The following is a 21,455-nucleotide window of genomic DNA, read 5'->3' as shown; positions in this document are numbered from 1 at the left end:
CTCTGTCGTGAGGCTCCTGAGCCACCGTCACGGAGGACGATCGGCCGGATGGTGAACGTGATCACTGGCCGACGCCTGCTTCCGGCGGCATCCGCCTGCACACACACGAAGACCCCGTCCTCAGCTGACGCGCTGATGGCGGGGTCTTTGGGCACCTAGTCCAAGGTGCCCCCCGGCAGGATTCGAACCTGCGCACACGGCTCCGGAGGCCGTCGGCTTCCCGGCCGTTTTCGCAGGTCAGGCGCTTGCCTGACGGGTTGTCAGACTCGCCGTCCCGCGCATGTCCCGCGGAAATGAAATGCCCTGTTTGGTCGTCTTGTGTCGATCATTCCCTGCGGTGGTCGATCCATGCGCCATGACGTAGATCACGACTTCCTCGGGCAAGCGTAGGGGGTATACGGTGCGCCCTTCAATCGAACGGGGCGGAGGTCCGGAGTGCGCGGGACGAACGAAGTGGGCCGGTTGCGCGCCCCGCTCGGTAGGGGTGCTCCTGTGCGGTGCCCAGGCAAACGGTGGTCGGCTGCGCGTCCTACGGCTACCTGTCGGGATGTGCCGGAGCGGGTGGCCATGGTGAGTTTCCTGCTTCCGGCGGGTTCGGCGCGCTGGCTCGGCGACGCCGTGTCTGCGGGCGGGCGCTGCGGCCCTGCCCGGCACGGTGAGCGGTGTCGGCCGGCGGGCAGGACTCGAACGGGCCCCGGCAGCGAACATGCGAGTCGGACGTGGGGCGGATTGAGGACGGCCGCAGATCGGCGGGTGAAAGCCGGCTTGAGTCGGAAAGTGCACTCTCCGAGGCTGGGTTGCGCAGCGAGGTCCGCGACCCCTTTTGTGCCGTAGTCCCGGAGGCGCGGGCCACGGGGAGCTGACGGTGCCGGACACGGGCGTGTCAATTTACATTTCCCGGGACCCCATCCCCGGGAGGGCTCGTGGTGCAGATGGCCGTCACGATGACGAGGTCGTGCGGCAAGATGAGGACATGACGAATCGCGGTGTGCGCTGGCTGGTGGAGTCCGAGTGGCAGTACAGCGTTACCTTCGCCCGGGGGATCACGCCGGACGAGCTGGCTGTCAGGCTTGGTGCTTCACCGGGCGACGCGAAACCGCTGGCGACCGCCTCGGAAGCCGTCGGGCTTCTTACCGATGCAGATATCGGCGTCGCACGGGTGGGGGAAGCGCAGGGATGGGCGTTCGCCGCCGAATATGGGGAGGCCCCCGGGACCAGGCACGACGTCCTCAAGAGGATTTCCCGCATAGGTGTCGAGGCGGTGAATCTCGATCCCCAGGCATTCCACCCGCCTCCCTTCTTCTCCTACGCCGCCGACGGCGAGTTGCTGTGCTCGTTCGGTCTTGGCGAGGAACGGAGGCGCTGGGGATCTCAGCCGGATCTTCTCCAGGAGGAGCTGGAAGCGGCGGGCATCATTCTTCCGACGGGCGACTACCTTCAGGTGAGCGGCGCGCGGCACAGCCTGCGGATCGCCATGTCGCTGGGTGTGATCGAGAAGCATTTCGGGATCTCGTTGCCATGCGATCTGCTGGAGGATGGCAGGCTACCGCTGGTGGTAGTCAGCGGAAGTCCTTCCCTCGACTCGCTGAGCGACAACGTGTGAATACATGAGAGGGCGGTATGAGAGCGTATAGGAGTTTTGTCGTCACCTGAACGTGTGGTGGTGCGGCATCCTGGCCGGTCGGTGGCCATGGGCATGTTGGGCTGGTCGCTGTGAGCGAGCGCAAGTCCTACAAGACCGACGTGAGTGATGAGCAATGGGCGCTGGTCGAGCCGGTGATCATCGCGTGGAAGGCCGCACACCGCTCGGTCAGCGGCCATCAGGGCCGGTACGAGATGCGGGAGATCGTCAACGCACTGCTCTACCAGGGCCGTTCAGGCTGTCAGTGGGACCTGCTCCCGCACGACTTCCCGCCGCCCGGCGGGGTGAAGTACTACTTCTACATCTGGCGCGACGACGGCACCGACCAGACCATTCACGACCTGCTGCGCTGGCAGGTGCGGGAGACGATGGGCCGGAAGGCGGACCCGAGTCTGGTGGTGCTCGATACGCAGAGCGTGCACGCGGCGGCCGGGGTGCCCGCTGGGTCGACGGGGCGTGATGCGGCAAAAAAAGTACCGGGCCGCAAGCGCGGCCTGGCCGTTGACGTTCTGGGGCTGGTGATCGCGGTGGTCGTGGCGGCCGCGTCGGCGCACGACAACGCCGTCGGGATCGCGCTGCTGGACAAGGTCGCCGCCGACACGGACGCCGTTCAGAAGGCCCTGGTCGACCAGGGCTTCAAGAATGCCGTCGTCGCGCACGGGGAAAAGGTGGGCATCGCGGTGGAGGTCGTGGAGCGCAACCCCGCGCAGAGCGGGTTCGTTCCCCAGGCCAAGCGGTGGGTCGTGGAGCGCGCCTATGGGATCTTGATGTTGTCCCGCAGGCTGGTGCGCGACTACGAACACCGGCCCCGCAGTTCGGAGTCGCGGGTGTACTGGGCGATGACCGCGGTGATACTGCGCCGGCTGACCGGGGCGACCACGCCGGCCTGGCGCACCGCATGACCGGCGGGGAGCTGACGCTCGGCGCGGTGCTGGCGCGGCTGGAGGAGCGGGAAAGAGAGATCACCGCGCAGGCCGAGACGGCGAAGGAACAGATCACGCAGCTCACCGCGCAGCTCGGCGAACTCGACCGGGCCGCCGAGGAAGTCCGGATCACCCGCAAGACACTCCTGGAACTGCCCGGCCCCGGGCCGCCCTCACCCCCGGCACCGAAACTGCCGGACCATCCGGCCTGCCAGCAGATCATGGCCGTGTTCACCGCGGCCGACCACCCGCTGCGGGCTCGGCAGGTCTGCGAGGCGATGGGCCTGACGGTCGCACCCAACAACATCAACAACATCCGCCTCAAGCTCAAGAGGCTGACCGACCGCGGAATCCTGGCCGAGACCGAGCAGGGCCTATTCACCCAGCCCCGGCCATAACCGACCGACGTCGCCGCAACCCGCCCGCTCACCCCACACGAAACGAAGAATCGGGCATCAAGTCTCATACCGCCCTCTGATGGCCGCTGACCGAGCGGTGTGCGGCCTTCCACGCGATGATCACCGGCTCGACCAGCGCCCATTGCTCATCACTCACGTCGGTCTTGTAGGACTTGCGCTCGCTCACAGCGACCAGCCCAACATGCCCATGGCCGCCGACCGGCCAGGATGCCGCACCACCACACGTTCAGGTGACGACAAAACTCCTATATGCTCTCATACCGCCCTCTGAATACGGTGGCCTGTCCACGGCACAGCACCGTGAGATTCTCCGGATCGGAAGGCAGGATCGTGACCGGCCCAGGTGCCGCGAGGGTCAGGGCGGCATCGCGGGGAGCGGCTCGGTGGCCGGTTCGACGGCCAAGCGGGGCAGTGCCAATTCCAGGGCCGGCTAGTTGATCCGCGGTGGATCACCTCACCTCGGTGAGGGACAGGGCGGCTTTGGCCAGTCCCTCACTGTTCAGGATCGGTGTGCTGCCAGGAACGGCAGGGGGGCGGGTCACGCTACGTCGGTCCCGCTCTGCGTCAGCTCATTGCCGGGCCTGGTGGAGTTGGTCGCGCAGGGCCTGGACTTCTCCGTCTGTGACGGGGCCGTGTTCGGCTTCGGCGACGGTGATGAGTTCAGTGAGGTTGCCGCGTTCGATCTGGCGGGCGGCGGCGACGTAGGCGGAGAGGCCGGAGGGGCCGCTGCGGGTCTCGGCAGCCTCGGCGATGTCGCGCGGCATGGTGATCGAGTACTTGCCGAAAGGTTCACTCACGCTACCCATCCTGCCTTCGATTTGCCCGGTGGGTGTTTGCTGGAACTCAAGCTGGTTGAAGGAGGTAGCCGGACCCGGGGCGGGCCAACGGCGGCGTTCCCCGGGGAGGTATCGATGAACCGGAGCTACAGAAGGACCGTGGGCTGGATTGTTCGCTCAGTTCGGAAACGACCGGTGTCGTCCGACGCCGAGCCGGGCGGCGCACTCACGAACGGGCTTACGGCACGGTCCTGGTTCTGGCGGTGCCCGGGGATTCGACCTGAACATTCGTTCAGGCTGCGGGTGGGAGGTCGTACTGGATGCATGTGCGCCAGTGGGCGAGGCTTTTGCGGCTGGCTCGGGCTTCGGGGTCGTCGGGGCCGAAGCGTCGTTCGAGTTCGGGGAGCAGGTGTGTGAGTTCCTCGATTCCGTGTGGGACGTCGCCGGCTGCTGCGGCCCAGTGGGCGGCGCGGCTGCGGCAGGCCAGGGTGGCGTGGGCGTGTTGCCCCAGGGCTGTTTCGCTCGCCCTGGCGAGGTCGTGGAGCTGGCTGGCGGCGGTGTGCGGGTCGCCTGCCATGCCGGTCCAGGTGCAGAGCCGCTGACGCAGGAACACCTGGACGACGCCGGTCTCGTGGCTGGTGGTCTCTTGCAGGCGCACGACGTCTTTGAGGATGCGGACAGCTTCCGCGGGATCTCCCAGATGGCCGAGACAGGATGCGAGATTGAACAACGGGGAGAGCGCTGCGCCGTGCGCTGCGCCGTGCCGGCTTTCCCCGGTGCGCTGGAGCTGACGGAATAGTTCCGCAGCCTCTTCGTATCGTTCGGCCTCTTGCAGTGCGTGGGCGTGTTGGGCGAGCGTGCCTTCGCGGTCTTTCGTGTGGGCGAAGCGCGGGTCGTCCCGTAGGCGGCGCAACAGTGCGATCTGCTCGTCCTGTCGGCCCATACGGCCCAGGCAGTAAGCGTGCCGGACGATGCTGTAAAGCGTCTCGGCCGCGTCGGCTTCCGGCAGAGCGGCCCACTCCTGTACCTGTTGGAACAGCTCGGGCTCGACCGCGGACCACTCTCCGAGACTTCCCCGGCGCACCGCGATGAGGCCGCGGCATCGCAACAACTGCGCCACGCCGCTTCCTCCCGTATCGCGCAGGGGTTGTAGGAGTTCCTGGGCTTGTCGTATTCCATCGCGGACGTCGATTCCCCAACCGGTCCAGCCGGCGAGTGCCAGCCGCGCGTCCAGGGTTTCCAGAGCCCCGGGACCCAGCCGTGAGGTGCGCTCCCGGACCATGCTGGTCAGTAACTCTCGCGCCTGGTCGTCGCCACGCCACACGGCGACAAGGCTGGCGAGGTTCTCCAAGGCGTAGGCGCGGCGCTCGTGATCGGGGTGGTGGAGGGCACGCTTCCAGGCGGCGTGAGCCTGTGCGAAGCAGCACCAGCCCTCTGCGAACTCTGCCAACTCGATGGCCTCGTCCTCCGTGGCGAACGAGAGGAGCGCGTCCAGTGCCGCAGCCGGTGGCGGGTCTTTGGGCAGGGCGTCGATGAGGTAGTCGAACGCCGTGTATCCCTCCTCGCCCTCCGGGACGAGGGGGCTGCTGGTGGCGTGCACTGGCGTGGTGGCCCAGTCAAGGGCCGACGTCGCGGATTCGGGACGCAGTTTTGTGCCGCCGTGCTGTTCCAGAACGGGCTGGGCGACTCGGGCGAGAAGGGTCTCCGGCAGCGGGCGGTGGATGGCGCACCGGCGTGCGAGGACCGCGGCGGCGACCAGGGCGGCCCCGCGCGGTCGGTTGCCCACGGCCCAGGCGTTGCACCATTCCTGGAGTAGCTGGGGTCCGGCTGCCAGGTATTCGGCGAGCCCGAACCGGTCGATGTACTTCAGGGCCTCGCGGATGCGGGGATCGGCTGTGTAGATGTCCTCCTGGGCGTTTGCCTTCTCACGAGGGGACCAGGCGCGCGCCAGCTGGATCTGCTCTGCCAGACGCAGAACCTCCTCGCCGCCGCGTCGACGGTCGGTACTCGGTTGACCGCCGACGGAGCCTCCGACCGTGCCCGTCAAGCGGGTGTACTCCTCGGCACGCAGCGTGGCCAGGACGAGGTGCTGCCGGCGCCCACCGTGCAGCAGGTTCTGGACGTGCGTGGGGGACAGCCCGTCACTGCCCAGGAACCTTTCCAGGTCGTCCAGCCACACCACCGACGAGTGGCGGACGGTCCGGGTCACGTCGAGGGCGGCATGCACTCCGTCGATCCCGCTGGGGACGATCAACGGCCAGCCGTTCGCCCGGGCGAGCATCGACTCGTAAGCGATGCGAGTCTTGCCCGCCGTCGACTCTCCGACCAGCAGCACGAACCGCCCTGGGACCAGGCACTCCTCCAGCTGGTCACTGACGTCCCGGCGAACGAACGGGGGCAGATCCGCGGGCATACCCGGACCGCTGGCCGCACGGTGTACACCGAGCGATATCGGATCCACTTTTCCCACCACAGGGAGCCGACGTCCGCTGTCCAGATACAGGAGATTCGGCCACTGGACCGCGGTGGCGATCGCTGAGTCGTGGCGCCTGACACCCATTTCCGCGAACACTCCGGCCAGCACGGCGGCACTTGCGGTCACGAGGGCCGCCCACATTCCGGGCAACCACGCCCCGGACAGACTGGCCGCTCCGCCGGCGAGCAAGGTAGCCGTAACGACCAGGCCGTAGCCCTCCCGCCCCCGCGCGCTGACGCGCCTGCATCGCACGACTGCAAGCATGAGGCCATCCGTAACGTGGTGTTCCGTCACTTACCGGCCAATTCTTGATGACTTGTCGAGTCGCACCGTCACAGGAAGTAGGCCGCCATCGCCTCAAAGGACCGGTGGCTGCGGGCATTCGCCACGTTCTCCGGCCATTCCCGATCGGGCGAACTCCCGCACACCCCAGGCGCCGTGACGACGATCCCGTGCGAGGTCCTCGCGTCCTGCGGAAGATGTGACTCCTTGCGCAGGCGGCCGGCACCAGCACCGGTGGAACGGGTGGCGGCCACCAGTCCGGCAGGGAAGTGCCCGCGGTCGGCCGTACGGGCGCACAGTCGACGGTCTCCCGCCCCCGGGCTGCTGCAGTCTCAGCGGCACCGACCCCGTCGAGGCTTCCCCGACGGGGCGTCCTGCGCGACGGTCGCAGCTTGGGGAGCTGCTGCCGCTGCGGTGCCAAACGGCCCTTCCCTGCTGTCGGTTCACGGTTCGCACGATTCGCGAGCCGGGCCGGCTCCGGGGCTTCATAGCTCCGCGCCGTCGCCGAGTGGTGACCGCGTCTGGTGTGACACCGGTCGGTGCGCGCGCCGTACTCGGCTGGTGGTCCGGTCCAGTCTGGTGACCGGGCTCGTCTCCGGTATCGGGCCGATGGGCAACTGTTCCACCGTGGCGGACAAGGGCCTCATGGCCATGAAGGGGACCGGTCGGCCTCTGTCGTCGCGCTCGCTGAGCGCGCACGATGACGCCTGCCCCGGGTTACGTGGGAGTACGGCCACAGGATGGGGCGCGATGCGGATACCTGGAGGTGGTCGCCGTGAGCACAGTTCCGTGGCGTCGGTCGCGCCGACGCTCCACGACCGCTGTCACCCTGCCGTGCGCACAACGGACCGTAGGCGTCGGGGCCGTGCTCTGGTTGCCGAACGTGATGATGCTGGTGGTCGAGGACGCTTGTACCGCGCTCTCCCGCGAGGACTGGCGGCGGCGTGAGCCGCCCCGCTGGCGGTCCCAGGCCCGGCACCGCTGGCACGCCGAGGGACGGCAGCTCGATGCCAAAGATGCCCGTGTCAGGGACCTGGCCGTGCAGTGCCTGGACGCACCGGACTGACCGACTCCCGCGCGTTCCGCCCGCCGCACGGATCAGCCGGCGGCCTCCGTGTCGGCGACTACAAGGGCCTCTTCAAGGGTGGTGAGGGGAGTGAATCGGCCGATGAGACGTCCCGCGTGCAGGATCCTCAGGGTCATCGGATGGGGGCACACGAGCAGCAGCCATCCGCCCCGCTCCCTGACGCGCCGCTCGGCGTGGCACAGCAGTCGCAGTCCATAGGCGTCGAAGAACTCGGCCGGAGTCAGATCGATCACCACGGTTTGCCCGGGAGCGGCTGTCGCGGCGTCCAGATCGGGCAGGATCTGTTGGGCGGCGGCGATGTCGATCTCGCCGTGGAACTCGATGACTGTGGCTCCGCTGACCTGTTGGGTGTGGATGTACCCAATGGGCCATGCGCTGTTGCCTTGTTGCACGGCGTTTCCCCCGGTGAGCCCGGCTGCCCGGTATCCGGGGCCGGGGCGCTCTTTCGCCACCAGGGGCTGGGGCGGCAAACAGAAGTCCAGCGTATGTCCCATGGGAGCCCCTTGTGTGACAAAACGATTCCCTGCCGGTGGAGTTCACTCGGTGGGGTGATTTTTGCCGTATCTGCTTGACATGCGTGTCGATCGCTCCACGTATGCGTGCGTGAAGGGGGCGTTGGCCGCGGAGGTGCCGCCTGGCAACGCGCGTGGCCAGGGCACCTCCGCGAGTACGACGGTCACACGGTCTCGGGCACGCCGTTCGACGTGGGGCCGGGGATCGTCTTGGCGAGGGGTTCGGCGGGCGGCGCGGGGGAGGCGGCGGCTGCCGTTTCCCGGGCGAGGAAGGAGCCGAGTTCGCCGATGGTGCTCATGAGGGGGGCGGGGAAGACGACGGTGGTGTTCTTGTCGACGCCGATCTCCACCAGGCTCTGGAGGTTGCGGAGTTGGAGGGCGAGGGGGTGGGCCATCATCGTGTCGGAGGCGTCGCCGAGTGCTGCGGCGGCCAGGGACTCGCCCTCCGCGTTGATGATCTTCGCGCGCTTCTCCCGCTCGGCCTCGGCCTGGCGGGCCATGGCGCGTTTCATGGTGTCGGGGAGCTGGATGTCCTTGAGTTCGACAAGGGTGACCTGAACACCCCAGTCCGCGGTGGTGACGTCGAGGATCTGGCGGATGTCGAGGTTGATGCGGTCGGTCTCGGAGAGGGTCTCGTCGAGCGTGTGCTGTCCGACGACTTTACGCAGGGTGGTCTGGGCGATCTGGTTGATCGCCGCGTGGACGTTCTCCACGGCGATGACCGACTTCACCGCGTCGACCACCCGGAAGTAGGCGACCGCGGACACGTCGACGCTCACGTTGTCCCGGGTGATGATGCCCTGGGACTGGATCGGCATGGTGACGATCCGCAGGGACACCCGGTGCAGGACGTCGACGAACGGGATGATGATCCGCAGGCCCGGATCGCGGGTTCCCACCAGGCGGCCGAAGCGGAACAGCACACCGTTCTCGTACTGCTTGACGATTTTCACGGCCATCGCGAGTGCCAGGACGACAAGAACCGCGACGACGACCAGAAGGAAGACCAGGACTCCCATGTGCTGCTCCTCGGAATGAGGACCACGTCGTTGCCGTGCGAGGTCCCGGGACGGGGGTGGGGCGGCGGCGCGTGAGCCACGGGGGCACCGGCACGTTGTCGGAGTGCCGGCTCCGTCGTGGAGAGCCGTGCTGTCACCTGACCGGAGCGCGGTGCGGACCGCGGGCCCGCCATGTATCCAGCATCCCTGTCGCGTGCGTCTGCCGCTTGGGCCGAACGGTCCCCGGAGCGCCGGAGTTTGGCCGGGGAGATTCAGCCGTTGTTGGCAGGGAGGAGGACGGTCCACTCCAGAGTGCTGTCGGCGGGACGGCGGGAAGCGACAGTGAGGATGCCGCCCAGTTCCGTGGCAGGGGCGTGGAGGTTGCCCGGTCCGCTGCCCCGCTTCGGCTCGACTTCGCCGTCGCTCCGACGAGCGTCCCCAAGGGCACGTTCACGGGTTCTGGTCATCGGCGGTGATCTCGTTCCCGGCGCCGGCCGGTCGCAGCGCCGGGGCCGGATTCCGTACCGGCTTCGGGGTGTGCCGGCTCTTGGGCTTCGTCCGGTTGTGGGCTCCCCGGCCCGGCCGGCGGTGGGGTGTCAGTGGGTGCCGGTTCGGCGTGCCAGGAAGGAAGGGACAGCCGGCGGGGCAGGTACCAGGTGCGCTCGCCGAGCAGTGACAGTACGGACGGCAGCAGCACGCCTCGCACGATGGTCGCGTCGAGCAGGATGGCCACGCCGAGCCCGACGCCCATCTGCTTGAAGTCCTGCATCGACAGGGTGGCGAGCACTCCGAAGACGGCGACCATGATGATCGCCGCGCTGGTCACCACGCCCGCCGTGCTGCGGATCCCGCGTGCCACGGCTTCCTGGGTGGGCGCACCGGCGTCGTGCGCCTCGCGGATGCGGGACACCACGAACACGTGGTAGTCCATCGACAGTCCGAAGAGGATGACGAACGAGAACAGCGGCAGCCACGACTCGATGGCGCCGACGGCGTGGGTGCCGACCAGGGTGGCGCCCCAGCCGTGCTGGAAGACCGCGACCATGACGCCGAAGGCGGCGGCGACCGACAGCAGGTTCAGCAGGATCGAGACGGCGGCGATGGTCAGCGACCGGAACGACAGCAGCATCACCAGGAAGGCGACGGCCATCACGAACACGAACACCGGCACGATGCTGCGGCGCAACTGGGCGTTGAAGTCCATGGAGAACGCGGTGTCTCCGGTGACGTACGCCCGCACCCCGGACACCTTTCCCAGGGTCTGCGGTACCACGTCGTCGCGCAGCACCTGTACCGCGCGGCGCGAGGTGCTGTCCGACCCGTTGCCCGCCAGTGGCACGCTGATCTCGACGACGTTCTGCTTCGGGTGTGTGGTGACCTGGACGGGCTGGTTGACCAGCTTGGTGTCCAGTGCGGCGGCGGTGAAGGCGGTCAGCGCCCGGCGCACCTGCGGCGCCTGGACGTCATCGGCCTTGACCACGACGTTGGCGGGGCTGGCACCGCCGGGGAACGCCGCGCTGATGTGGCGGTACGTCTGTATGAGGGCCGTGTTCGACGGCAACTGCTTGTCCAGGCTCAGCTTTTCGGTGTGGATGCCGAGCACCGGGACGGCGAGCAGCAGCAGGACGCCCCCGGAGGCCGCGGCGGAGATGCCCGGGTGGGCCAGCACCGGGCGCAGGATCGCGCCCCAGACCCGGCTGCCGTTCCCAGGACGGCGTAGCCGCCCCAGACCCGGCACGCGGCCCCATTCCACCCGGTCCCCGAGCAGCGACAGCAGTGCGGGCAGCACCGTCACCGAGCCCAGCATGGCGATGAGGACCACCAGGATGGTGCCCACCGCGAACCCGTCGAAGAGCTGCATCCCGGACAGGAACATGCCGGACATGGCCACCACGACGGTCAGGCCGGACACCAGTACCGAGCGTCCGGAGGTCGCCGCCGCGATGCGCAGGGACGCCTGCGGGTCGCGCCCCTTCCCTCGCTCTTCGCGCTCCCTGCGCAGATAGAACAGGCAGTAGTCGACGCCGACGGCCAGGCCCAGCAGCAGCACCACCGAGCTGGCCGAGCTGTCGACGTGCATGCTGTGGCTGATCAGCGCCAGCAGACCGTTGGCGGCGAGGAAGGCGGTGATCGCCAGCCCGACCGGCAGCACCGCGGCGAGCAGCGCGCCGAAGGCCGCGAGCAGGATGCCCAGCGCCAGCGGAACGGCTGTCAACTCGGCCCGGTGGAAGTCCTTGAGGATGGTGTCGTTGAACCACTTGCCGGCGCTCGCCTCGCCGAACTGTTCCACGCGCATGCCCGGGTGGGCGGCCCGTACCTTGTCCACCGCGTCCAGCACCGGCTGTACCCGCTTGTACGCGGTGTTCGCCTTGCCGGTCATGGAGAACTGCACCAAGGCGCTGTGCCTGTCACGGGAGACGAGGCCCGCCGTCGTGTACGGGTCGCGCAGATCGGTCACCCCTCCGGTGGACCGAACTCCGGACACGAGGTCCCGCACGGTCGCCCGGAACTCCGCTGCGCCGGCGATGTCGGTGTCGCTGTGCACCAGCACCATCTCGTCCGCGGGAGGAATGAGCCCCTTCTGTTCCAGGACCTGCCACGCCCGGGCGGACTCGCCCGCCGCGTACTCCTGATCAGTCATGTGCTGTTGCCCCACGGCGCTGCCGATCAGCATCGCCGCCGCCACTACGACCAGCCAGCCCACGATGGCGATGGCGCGGTGCCGGGCGCTCCAGCCACCCAGCCGTGCGGCGAGATTCTCCCTGCCTGTCATCGAGGTCCCCCTGTGAGATTTCCACCACGCAGCGCCCCCCCGGGGCCTTGTGCGCGCAACGCGCCATCCTTGCTCTCACCCTTCGGTGGCCGACGCGCATGTGCCATGGGCCGAAGGTCCTGCGGCGGCGGGCCGACCGGCGGTGAGGGGTCGTCCCGCGCGCAGCCCGAATCGCCCCGCTGCCACTGCCCTCGACGCGGACACGCGGGTACAACCCGATACGCCTGCTCGCCTGGAGAGTGCTTCTTTCCGCGCAGCCAGCAGGACCCTGGTCAAGTCCCGCCGTTGAAGGCCAGGGGCACTTTCTGCCTATTTGGTGAAGATGTGGACGAGCACTCCCATGAAAGTGCGAAGTCAGTGGTCCGAGTGGTCGTCGTCGCCGTAGTAGGCCGTGCGCATGAGGTGCTGCATGTCGTCGAGCATGGGCATCCTGGGGTTGGCGGGTGCGCACTGGTCCTCGTAGGCGTTCAGTGCCTGCTGGGGCAGCGCGTCCAGGAAGGCGCGCTCGTCGACGTCGAGGGCCTGGAAGGTCGGTTCGATGCCGACCGCGGCGCGGAGGCGTTCCACCGCGCCGGCGAGCGACTCGACGCCCTCGGCGGGGGTGGCGGCGGGCAGTGCGAGGGTGCGGGCGATGTCCTGGAAGCGTTGCGGGGCCCGGTAGTTCTCGTACTTGGGCCAGCCGGTCAGCTTCGTGGGGACGGTGCCGTTGTAGCGGATGACGTGGGGCAGCAGGACCGCGTTGGTGCGGCCGTGTGCGAGGTGGAAGGTGGCGCCCAGGGTGTGGGACATGGCGTGGACGATGCCGAGGAAGGCGTTGCCGAAGGCCATGCCCGCGATCGTGCCGGCGTTGTGCATCTTCTCCTGCGCGTCCGGCCGCCCGGCGCGGTCGTTGACCGCGGCCTCGATGTTCTCGAAGATCAGCCGGATCGCGTGCAGGGCGAGGCCGTCGGTGAAGTCGTTGGCGTAGACGGACACGTACGCCTCGATGGCGTGGGTGAGGGCGTCGAAGCCGCTGTCGGCGGCCAGTGCCGGGGGCAGTTCGGTGGTCAGGAGGGGGTCGATGATGGCGACGCTGGGGGTGAGCGCGTAGTCGGCCAGCGGGTACTTCTTGCCGGTCGCCGGGTCGGAGATCACCGCGAAGGGGGTGACCTCGGCGCCGGTCCCCGACGTGGTGGGCACGCACACCAGCCGGGCGAGCTTGCCGAGGACCGGGAAGCGGAAGGCGCGCTTGCGGATGTCGGAGAACTTGTGCCGCATGTCGGCGAAGTCGACGTCCCTGCCCTCGGCCTGCTGCTCGTACAGCAGCCACATCACCTTGGCCGCGTCCATGGGGGAGCCGCCGCCCAGGGCGATGATGGTGTCGGGCCGGAAGTCGCCCATGAGGCGGGCCCCGCGCCGGACGGAGTCGATGCTCGGCTCGGGCTCGACGTTGTCGATGACCTGGATGGTGACCGGCTCCCGGCGGCGCCGCAGCACGCGCTCGACCCGGTCGACGAAGCCGAGGCGGGTCATGGTCGCGTCGGTGACGACGGTGACGCGGTGGATGTCCGGCATCGAGGCGAGGTAGCGGATGGACTGCGGCTCGAAGTAGATCTTCGGCGGGACCTTGAACCACTGCAGGTTGTTGCGGCGCGTCGAGACGCGCTTGACGTTGAGCAGCTGGGCGGCGGAGACGTTGTTGGACACCGAGGTGCTGCCCCAGGAGCCGCAGCCCAGGGTGAGCGACGGCAGCAGGCTGTTGTAGATGCCGCCGATGGCGCCCTGCGAGGACGGGGCGTTGACGATGACGCGTACCGTCTTCATGCGCTTGCCGTACTCCTCCGCCAGGGCGGTGTCCTCGGTGTGGATGACGGAGCTGTGGCCCTGACCGTGGAAGGCGACCATGTCGGCGGCCAGGTCGAAGCCCTGCCGCTCGGAGCCGGCGCGCAGCACGGCGAGGACGGGGCAGAGCTTCTCGCGGGTCAGCGGTTCGTCCGGGCCGACCCGGCCTGCCTCGACCAGGATGAGCGAGGTCTCGGCCGGCACGGTGAAGCCGGCCTGTTCGGCGATCCACGCCGGGCTCTGCCCGACGGCCGCCGCGTTGACCTTCGGTTCGCATCCGGCCCCCGCCCCGTGAGCCGCGTTGTCCGCGGGGAAGAGGAACCTCTCCAGCTTGGTCTTCTCCTCGGCGCTCGCCAGATGGGCGTGCAGCGTGCGGAACTCGGCAAGAGCGGCGTCGTAGATCTCGTCGTCCAGGATGACGGCCTGTTCGGAGGCGCAGATCATGCCGTTGTCGAACGACTTGGAGAGCACCAGGTCGTTGACGGCCCGGCGCAGCTTGGCGCTCTTGTGGACGTAGGCGGGGACATTGCCCGCACCCACGCCGAGTGCGGGTTTTCCGGCCGAGTAGGCGGCCTTGACCATGGCGTTTCCGCCGGTCGCGAGGATCAGGGAGACGCCGGGGTGGCGCATGAGCGTGCCGGTGGCCTCGACGGACGGTGTCTCGATCCACTGGACGCAGTGCTCCGGCGCACCGGCGGCGACGGCCGCGTCACGCACCACACGGGCCGCCTCGGCGCTGCAGCGCTGGGCTGAGGGGTGGAAGGCGAACACGACCGGGTTGCGGGTCTTCAGCGCCATCAGCGCCTTGAAGATCGTGGTGGAGGTCGGATTGGTGACCGGAGTGATCGCACACACCACCCCGACCGGCTCGGCCACCTCGATCATGTCGTCGATGTCGTCGCGGGCGATGACACCGACGGTCTTCATCGTGCCCATGCTGTACGTGACGTGCTCACAGGCGAACATGTTCTTGGCGGCCTTGTCCTCGAACACCCCCCGCCCGGTCTCCTCGACCGCGAGACGGGCCAGCGCGGTGTGCTGGTCCAGGGCGGCGACCGACGCCTTCTTCACGATGTGGTCGACCTGCTCCTGGTCGAGGCCCTCGTAGTCGGCCAGTGCTTTGAGCCCGTTCGTCACCAGCCGGTCCACGGCGATGGCGGTGCTCGACGGCGCCTCGGTGGGGACAGCGGTCGCGGTGCGGTCGTCGTGGCGGGTCATGGGCGGTGTGCCTCCAGCGTCGAGAGGTGAAGCCGCGCGGCCGGCGGCGCAGGGCGGAGGCGGCACCGCGGGGGATCGGTACCGCCTCCACCAGCAGCCTCTCCCGCGAACGACCGTGGCCCCAGGTCCCGTTGGTCCCGCCGAGGGGCTGACCGGCCCCGCACCTGCCGGGCCGGGCGGCCTGTCTGCCACAGAGGGCGAGTTCGAGGAAGCGCTTCCTGGATGACATGCCTGGGCTCCCTCCGGGGTGGAGGCATCGGTGGAGCCAGGCGAAGACCGGCCTGCCCCCAAGTGCGTGCCCAGTCGCGATGGATGCCGGAAATGGGCACGGAGGAGCCGGATCTGTGACGGAGACGTTCGGCCGGTCCGCCGACTGGTGGGATCGTGTCGAGCAGGGGCAGCCGTCGGCTGAGTCGTTTCGGGTGCGGCCGGGCGGTCGGCCCGAGAGCGACGGCCCGGCCGGCCGATCATCACGTGATGCTTCCAAGCCGGCTCGTCTGCGTCGGCCGGCAACGGGGCCGGCCGACGCAGTGGGCTGCCGCCCCGAGGCCCATCCGGTCATGGCCCAACCCCTTCCGGCCGAGCCCGAGTTCAGTGCTCATCAGGCTTCCGGGTCCGGGGCGGTACGGACGGTGACGGGCGGCCTCGCGAGCGGCTGAGGCGGTGATCGGCCAGGTGTGTCGGAGCCCTGATCAATTGCTACGGAGGGGCGATAGCATCGGCCGCGCCGGGGCCAGGGGGCCATCAGAGGAGGGCCCGGTTCGGGGATGGATGATGTGAAGGGCGGGGCCGGTCATGACGACGTCATCGGGAGCCGGTCAGGATCCGCAGGAGGGTCTGCGTGATCTTGAGGTGATGCTGGATGCGATTACCGACCAGGCGGTCATCAAGCTGGGGCCGGACGGTGAGGTGGTCCGCTGGAGCGGCACCGCCCAGGCCATGACCGGGTACACGCAGGAGGAGATGGTCGGGCGGTCGGTGGAGGTCCTGCACACGCCGGAGGACCGCGAGGCCGGGCTGGCCGGGCAGGAGCTGGACGCGGCCGAGGACGGTCGGCGTGCCTTCCAGGGCTGGCGGGTGCGCAGGAGCGGCGAGCGGTTCCTGGCGCAGGTCACGCTGGCACCGGTGTACGGCGAGGGCGGGGCGGTGACGGGTTTCGTCAAGACGCTCAAGGACGTCACGGAGGCCGCGCGGGCCGAGTCGCTGTTCCACGGTCTGCTGGAGTCGGCTCCCGACGCGATGCTGATCGTGGGTCAGGACGCGCGGATCGTCCTGGTCAACCGGCGCACGGAGGCGCTGTTCGGCTTCGAGCGCGACGAGTTGGTCGGCCGGGAGATCGAGGTGCTCGTGCCGGCCCGGTTCCGTGACCGTCATGTCGGCCACCGCAGCGGCTTCCTCGCCGACCCCCGGCTGCGGCCGATGGGTGCGGGGTTGGAGCTGTACGGGATGCGCCGGGACGGCACCGAGTTCCCGGTCGAGATCAGCCTGAGTCCGCTGGAGACGGCCGAGGGGCGGTTGGTGGCGGCGGCGATCCGGGATGTCACCGAGCGCCGGGAGACCGAACAGCGGTTGCAGCGGCAGCGCGACGAGATCCTGGAGCTGTCCACACCGGTGATCCAGGTGTGGGACAAGGTGCTCGCGCTGCCGATCATCGGCACGCTGGACACGCTGCGGGCCACCCGGCTGACCGAGGGCCTGCTGGAGAAGATCGCCCGGACCCAGGCCGAGGTCGCCATCCTGGACATCAGCGGGGTGCCCACCATCGACACACAGGTCGCCCAGCATCTGCTGAAGACCGTGCAGGCCGCGGCCCTCATGGGCACGGTGAGCATCATGAGCGGGGTGCGGCCCGAGACCGCCCAGTCCATGGTGCATCTGGGCATCGACATGGGGCGCCTGCGCTCCCGCAACACCCTTCAGGACGCACTCCAGTTGGCTCTGGCGGTACTCGCCGAGCGGGCCGGGACCGCGGCGACGGCCGCGCAGGCACTGAGGTCCGGAGGGTCGCGATGACCGAGGACGTCGTACCGGTCATGCGGATCGGTGACACGCTGCTCGTGGCGTTGCAGGGCGATCTGGACGACACCACGGTGATGGCGATCGAGGAGCAGCTCACCCGGGAGATCGCGGACACCGCCGCCTCGGGCATGCTCATCGACGTCAGCCGGCTGAGTGTGGTCGACACGTTCATCGCCCGGGTGCTGGCGAGGATCGTGGCGATGGTCCGGCTGCTGGGAGCACAGGCGGCCGTGGTGGGGATCCAGCCGGCGGTGGCCATCACCCTGGTCGAACTGGGCGTGCCGATGGGGCACTTGGACACCGCGCTCAACGCCGAGCAGGGGCTGGCGCTGCTGGAGCGGCTGCGGCGCAACGACACCGGTGCGGGCTGGCTGTGACGACGCAAGCCGCTACGAACCGGGAGCCGGACGTCTTCGCCATCGCCCACGAGGCCGACCTGATCCGGGTGCGCAAGGCGCTGCGCGCCGAGGCCGAGGCGGTGGGGCTGAACCTGGTGGACGCCACGAAGTTGATCACGGCGGGCAGTGAGCTGGCCCGCAACATCCTCAACTACGCCACCGGGCGGCGCGGCCGGATCAGCGTGGAACAGGTGTACCGCTCCGGCCGCCGGGGAGTGCGGGCCACCTTCAGCGACGACGGGCCGGGCATCGAGGACATCGACGCGGCACTGACCGACGGCTTCAGCACGCGCGGCAGCATGGGGCTGGGCCTGCCGGGTGCGCGCCGGCTGGTGGACGACATGACCCTCACGTCCGATGCCGCTTCGGGCACCACCGTGGTGATAGTGAAGTGGCAGCGATGAGAGTGCCTCAGGCGGGACGGTGCTGAGCCGGAGCGAGCACCAGCGGCACGCGGTCGGCGCCGAGGAGGACGTCGGCGCCCTGCGCAGGTCGGTCGCCCGGGTCGCCGAACGGTCGGGGATGCGCGCGGGCGTGGCCGAGCTGGTCGCCACCGAGCTGGGCACCAACCTGCTCCGGCACGCGCATCCCGGCGGTTATGTGCTGGTCCGTGGGGCCGGGGACGGGATCGAGCTGCTGTCCGTCGACCGGGGCCCGGGGATGACGGGCATGGCCACGACGGTGCCGCCGCCTCTGCCGTCGGCGCGCGGGGGCGGGCTGAACGCGGGGCTGAACGTCGTACGGCGCAACGCGGCCGAGTTCGACTGGTACTCCACGCGGCGCGGCACGGTCGTCTACGCCCGGCTGGGCAGCGCCCGGTCCGGTCCGGACGACGGGTGGCGGTTCGGCGGCGTCAACGTTCCGCTGGGCGGGGAGGGCGCGTCGGGGGATGCCTGGGCGGTCGTGCCCGGACGGCCGCTGGCCGCGCTGCTCGTCGACGGACTCGGGCACGGTCCGGGCGCGGCCCTCGCCTCGCGGGCCGCCGTCGACGCGTTCGACCGGGAGCCGGTCACCGACCTCAACCGGTTCGTACGGCAGGCGCACGAGGCGATGCTCGCGACCCGGGGCGGCGTGCTGGGCGCATGCCTGATCGACGCCGAGCGGGGCGAACTCGCCTACGCGGCCGTCGGCAACATCGGTGGCCGGGTCTTCAACGGCACCCGGTCCCAGCATCTGCTGGACCATCCCGGGACGATCGGTACCCGTCTGCCGCTGCCCACCGTCCGTCTTCAACACACCCCGTGGCAGCCCGGATCGACCCTGATCCTGGTGTCCGACGGGATCCGCTCGGCCTGGAGCCTGGAGGACCACCCGCGCCTGCTGGAGCACCATCCGTCGGTCGTGGCCGCCGTAATCGAACGAGAGTATGCACGACCCACCGACGACGCTACTGTGCTCGTAGTTCGCCACATCCCGGCAGTGGCACGATGAACGCGGTTCGCGTCAGCAGACGAAGGGCGGTCAACTGTGGGGGACATGCGCAGTTCCCGGACCGCTGACAGCACAGGTGAGGCGCACGGCACGGCCGAGACGGCCGACCGGGCGGCCGTGCTGGAGCACCGCGCACAGCTGGTGGACGAACTGAGCCAGGAACTGGACGACACCAACCGCGGTCTGATCGCCCTGCACACCGAGTTGGAGGCCGCGCGGGCCGCCGAGGCCCGGCTCGCCGCCATCGTGGCCGCCTCCGACGACGCCATGATCTCGGTGAGTACCGCACATGTCGTCCAGACCTGGAACCCGGGCGCGGAGCGGCTGTTCGGCCATACCGAGCAGCACATTCGGGGCAAGTCGATCGACACGATCGTGCCCGGGGCGGCCTTCACCGCCTACCGGGCCGTGGTGGAGCAGATCCGTGCCCAGGGTCATGCGGACTCCTACCAGAGCCGCTGGCTGTGCGCCGACGGCAGCGAAATCGACGTGGCCGTCACCGTCTCGCCGATGCGTGACACCGACGACACCCTGATCGGCTTCACCACGGCAGCACGGAACATCACCCACCAGCTGGCAGCCCAGGCCGAGTTGGCCGCCGCACGAGCGGACCGCGAGGTGATGGCCGAACGCGACCGCATCGCCCGCGACCTGCACGACATGGTCATCCAGCGGGTCTTCGGCGCCGGCCTCGCACTGCAGAGCATCACCGCACGCATCACCCACCCCGACACCTCTTCCCGTATCCACAAGGTGATCGACGAACTCGACGCCACCATCCGGGAGTTGCGCGGCACCATCTTCGAACTGGGCCAGCCCGCCCAGAAGGCCGCCAGTCTCCGCGCCCAGGTTCTCGACGAGACCGCCACCGCACAGGACCGGCTCGGCTTCGCCCCCGCGGTCGAGTTCGACGGCCCCGTCGACGCCGCGCTGCCCGACACGACCGCCGCCCATCTGCTGGCCGCGCTGCGCGAGGCGCTGTCCAACGTCGCCCGCCACGCCCACGCCACCGCAGTCCGGGTCACCGTCCGGGCCGGAGACGAACTACTCCTGGAAGTCACCGACAACGGCCGCGGCATCGACCCGGCGGTCACCCGCAGCAGCGGCCTGACCAACCTGCGCCGCCGCGCGGAGAAACTCGGCGGCACCTTCGAGGTGGCAGGCCGCGCCGAAGGCGGCACCCGCCTGCGATGGCGCATCCCCCTCACCACCGCCCAGGACTCCTCCTTCTGACGGACACCGTCGTCGGCGTCGAGCGACAGCGCGTGGTGCGGCAGGAAGAGCCGTGCGTGTTCCACAGGCACATTGAGCTGCCGAGTGGTCGAGAGCTGTGACGCCGGACGGGCGCAAGAATCCGCCAGGCGCGCCGGGAGTGCGGAGCCCGGCCGAGTGGTCTGCCGGGGCAGAGAGCCACTCGGACGGGGTGCGTGGTGGCTGCCGCTCGTGCTTGAAGCCAGGGACCGGCGCCCGCTTCTCGCGGACCTCGATTGCGCGGTGCGCGGTACGAGACCGCTTCTCCGCGTCTTCTGTTGCCAGTCCCTGGCTTCACTTGCATTCCATCACCGGCGGAAGTCGGCCGACAGGGCCGAACAGCCCCGCTCCAGGGCCGAAGGGCTCGTAGACCACGAGGTGGAAACGCCCGGCGGGCGCACGATGTCCTGTCTCAACGAAGTCAGTCGTCCGCGTGTCGCTGACCTGCGTGGACCGGATTGGACGCGACGCGTGGACCCGGGTTCGCCGAGACAGACTGCAGATCTCAGTTGATTCCGGTCAGTTCCGGGGAGTGGCTCACCGGGCCGGTAGCGCAGGACTGGGCCGAAGGGCCCTGCCCGGAAAGGCGCCGCAGGCCGATCGGTCCCTGGCTGCCGGTCAGCGGGGGTCGGACGATGGCCTCAAGAACCCGAACTACCCTGGACAGGGGGACGTATCATGAGGCTCACCTGGCGTGACGCAGTCACGTCCCTCTTCATGGCGGCCATTGTCGTGATCTACGTCGCCTACCTGCGGGACACCGGCGCGTGGCTGGTCTCCAGCACCCGGGGTACCGCGACCGCGGTGCTGGTGCTCGGCGCGGTCGGCGGCTGCTCTCTCGGCCGCATCGATGAACTCTTCACAGGGAGCCGCTCCCGGACCACGCGCATCTTCACCTTGTGCGCGAGCCTGCTCGGCGTGACGGCACTCAGCGCGGCGATCATCGCCCTCGTCGCGGCGAATGCGGCAGCGCTCGCCGTGCTCTTCGCCGCCACCATGGCGCTCTGGGTCGCCTCCACCGTCCGCCACGCGCTCACCCCGGCGCCCGGCCCCGGAACCGGCGTCGACGCCCGCACCCATGAGGCCATCGACCACAGGCCCGCCCATCACTGAGGCCACCCCACCATCACACGCGGCGACGGCGTCCACGCACACGGTCCCGCAGCGTGGACGCCGTCCGTGTACCGCGTCCACATGCGGCAACTCGGTACACGGCTCTGCGCGATCCACCCCAGCGGGCACAGGCACCCAGCGCACTCAGTCGCGCGACTCTCGGTTCGCTGAGGCAAAAGCCCGAACGACTCGGTTCGTTGGGAAAACGACTCGCTTGAGTGAGAAGCCGTTGTTGAACCGGGTATGAGCTTTGAGTTCCTGCTGGTCAGGCATGGTTTCGGTCGGATTGAGGGATGGTCTCGACGTTCTGTTTCCG

Annotated in this window: 16 protein-coding genes and 1 pseudogene; 10 read left to right on the top strand and 7 right to left on the bottom strand. The window is 69.3% G+C overall.

Going from position 1 to position 21,455, the window contains the following annotated elements; genetic code table 11:
- Positions 1–973 precede the first annotated feature (973 nt).
- From ACIBJH_RS00085 to ACIBJH_RS00075, 3 genes are all read left to right on the top strand, one after another.
- On the top strand, positions 974–1,603 hold the full coding sequence (locus tag ACIBJH_RS00085; protein ID WP_399114602.1) for a DUF6461 domain-containing protein: 630 nt from the start codon (positions 974–976) through the stop codon (positions 1,601–1,603).
- 110 nt (positions 1,604–1,713) lie between these two features.
- Positions 1,714–2,544, top strand: coding sequence for an IS5 family transposase (locus tag ACIBJH_RS00080; protein ID WP_399114601.1), 831 nt, complete (start codon positions 1,714–1,716; stop codon positions 2,542–2,544).
- Positions 2,541–2,963, top strand: coding sequence for a hypothetical protein (locus tag ACIBJH_RS00075; protein ID WP_399114600.1), 423 nt, complete (start codon positions 2,541–2,543; stop codon positions 2,961–2,963). The genes ACIBJH_RS00080 and ACIBJH_RS00075 overlap by 4 nt, the downstream gene beginning before the upstream one ends.
- A gap of 76 nt (positions 2,964–3,039) precedes the next feature.
- On the opposite strand, the pseudogene ACIBJH_RS00070 reads toward ACIBJH_RS00075, so the two are convergent.
- From ACIBJH_RS00070 to ACIBJH_RS00060, 3 genes and pseudogenes are all read right to left on the bottom strand, one after another.
- Positions 3,040–3,150, bottom strand: a pseudogene (locus ACIBJH_RS00070) (IS5/IS1182 family transposase); the annotation flags it as partial.
- 403 nt (positions 3,151–3,553) lie between these two features.
- Positions 3,554–3,781, bottom strand: a complete 228-nt coding sequence (locus ACIBJH_RS00065; RefSeq protein WP_399114599.1) for a CopG family transcriptional regulator — start codon at positions 3,779–3,781, stop codon at positions 3,554–3,556.
- Positions 3,782–4,052: 271 nt separating this feature from the next.
- Entirely contained in the window at positions 4,053–6,362 is a 2,310-nt protein-coding gene (locus ACIBJH_RS00060; protein ID WP_399114598.1) for a tetratricopeptide repeat protein, read from the bottom strand.
- Between the two features lie 1,021 nt (positions 6,363–7,383).
- Here ACIBJH_RS00060 and ACIBJH_RS00055 point away from each other — a divergent pair.
- Positions 7,384–7,584 (top strand): hypothetical protein, encoded by a 201-nt coding sequence (locus ACIBJH_RS00055; protein ID WP_399114597.1) that lies wholly within the window; start codon positions 7,384–7,386, stop codon positions 7,582–7,584.
- Between the two features lie 32 nt (positions 7,585–7,616).
- Here the strand turns inward: ACIBJH_RS00055 and ACIBJH_RS00050 are convergent, their stop codons facing one another.
- The 4 genes from ACIBJH_RS00050 to adhE form a co-directional block, all read right to left on the bottom strand.
- A complete protein-coding gene (locus ACIBJH_RS00050; protein ID WP_399114596.1) occupies positions 7,617–7,997 on the bottom strand; it encodes an STAS domain-containing protein in 381 nt (126 codons plus the stop codon).
- A 284-nt stretch (positions 7,998–8,281) separates the two neighbouring features.
- Entirely contained in the window at positions 8,282–9,136 is an 855-nt protein-coding gene (locus ACIBJH_RS00045) for a slipin family protein (protein WP_399114595.1), read from the bottom strand.
- A gap of 442 nt (positions 9,137–9,578) precedes the next feature.
- Positions 9,579–11,888: an MMPL family transporter gene (locus tag ACIBJH_RS00040; RefSeq protein ID WP_399114594.1), complete on the bottom strand. Its 2,310-nt coding sequence runs from the start codon at positions 11,886–11,888 to the stop codon at positions 9,579–9,581.
- 354 nt (positions 11,889–12,242) lie between these two features.
- Positions 12,243–14,927, bottom strand: coding sequence for a bifunctional acetaldehyde-CoA/alcohol dehydrogenase (adhE, locus tag ACIBJH_RS00035; RefSeq protein WP_399114593.1), 2,685 nt, complete (start codon positions 14,925–14,927; stop codon positions 12,243–12,245).
- 855 nt (positions 14,928–15,782) lie between these two features.
- On the opposite strand from adhE, the gene ACIBJH_RS00030 reads away from it, so the two are divergent.
- The 6 genes from ACIBJH_RS00030 (at position 15,783) to ACIBJH_RS00005 (ending at position 21,139) form a co-directional block, all read left to right on the top strand.
- On the top strand, positions 15,783–16,940 hold the full coding sequence (locus ACIBJH_RS00030; protein WP_399114592.1) for a PAS domain S-box protein: 1,158 nt from the start codon (positions 15,783–15,785) through the stop codon (positions 16,938–16,940).
- A complete protein-coding gene (locus ACIBJH_RS00025; RefSeq protein WP_399114591.1) occupies positions 16,937–17,323 on the top strand; it encodes an STAS domain-containing protein in 387 nt (128 codons plus the stop codon). The genes ACIBJH_RS00030 and ACIBJH_RS00025 overlap by 4 nt, the downstream gene beginning before the upstream one ends.
- Entirely contained in the window at positions 17,320–17,748 is a 429-nt protein-coding gene (locus ACIBJH_RS00020) for an ATP-binding protein (RefSeq protein WP_399114590.1), read from the top strand. The genes ACIBJH_RS00025 and ACIBJH_RS00020 overlap by 4 nt, the downstream gene beginning before the upstream one ends.
- Before the next feature lie 19 nt (positions 17,749–17,767).
- A complete protein-coding gene (locus ACIBJH_RS00015; RefSeq protein WP_399114589.1) occupies positions 17,768–18,775 on the top strand; it encodes a SpoIIE family protein phosphatase in 1,008 nt (335 codons plus the stop codon).
- Positions 18,776–18,820: 45 nt separating this feature from the next.
- Positions 18,821–20,008 carry a PAS domain S-box protein gene (locus tag ACIBJH_RS00010; RefSeq protein WP_399114588.1) on the top strand — a complete coding sequence of 396 codons (1,188 nt, stop codon included), beginning with the start codon at positions 18,821–18,823 and terminating at the stop codon, positions 20,006–20,008.
- A 696-nt stretch (positions 20,009–20,704) separates the two neighbouring features.
- Entirely contained in the window at positions 20,705–21,139 is a 435-nt protein-coding gene (locus ACIBJH_RS00005; protein WP_399114587.1) for a hypothetical protein, read from the top strand.
- The last annotated feature ends 316 nt before the right edge of the window (positions 21,140–21,455 follow it).

The organism is Streptomyces sp. NPDC050548, from assembly GCF_044457385.1.
Classification (GTDB): domain Bacteria; phylum Actinomycetota; class Actinomycetes; order Streptomycetales; family Streptomycetaceae; genus Streptomyces.
This window is presented reverse-complemented; position numbering and strand designations above follow the sequence as displayed.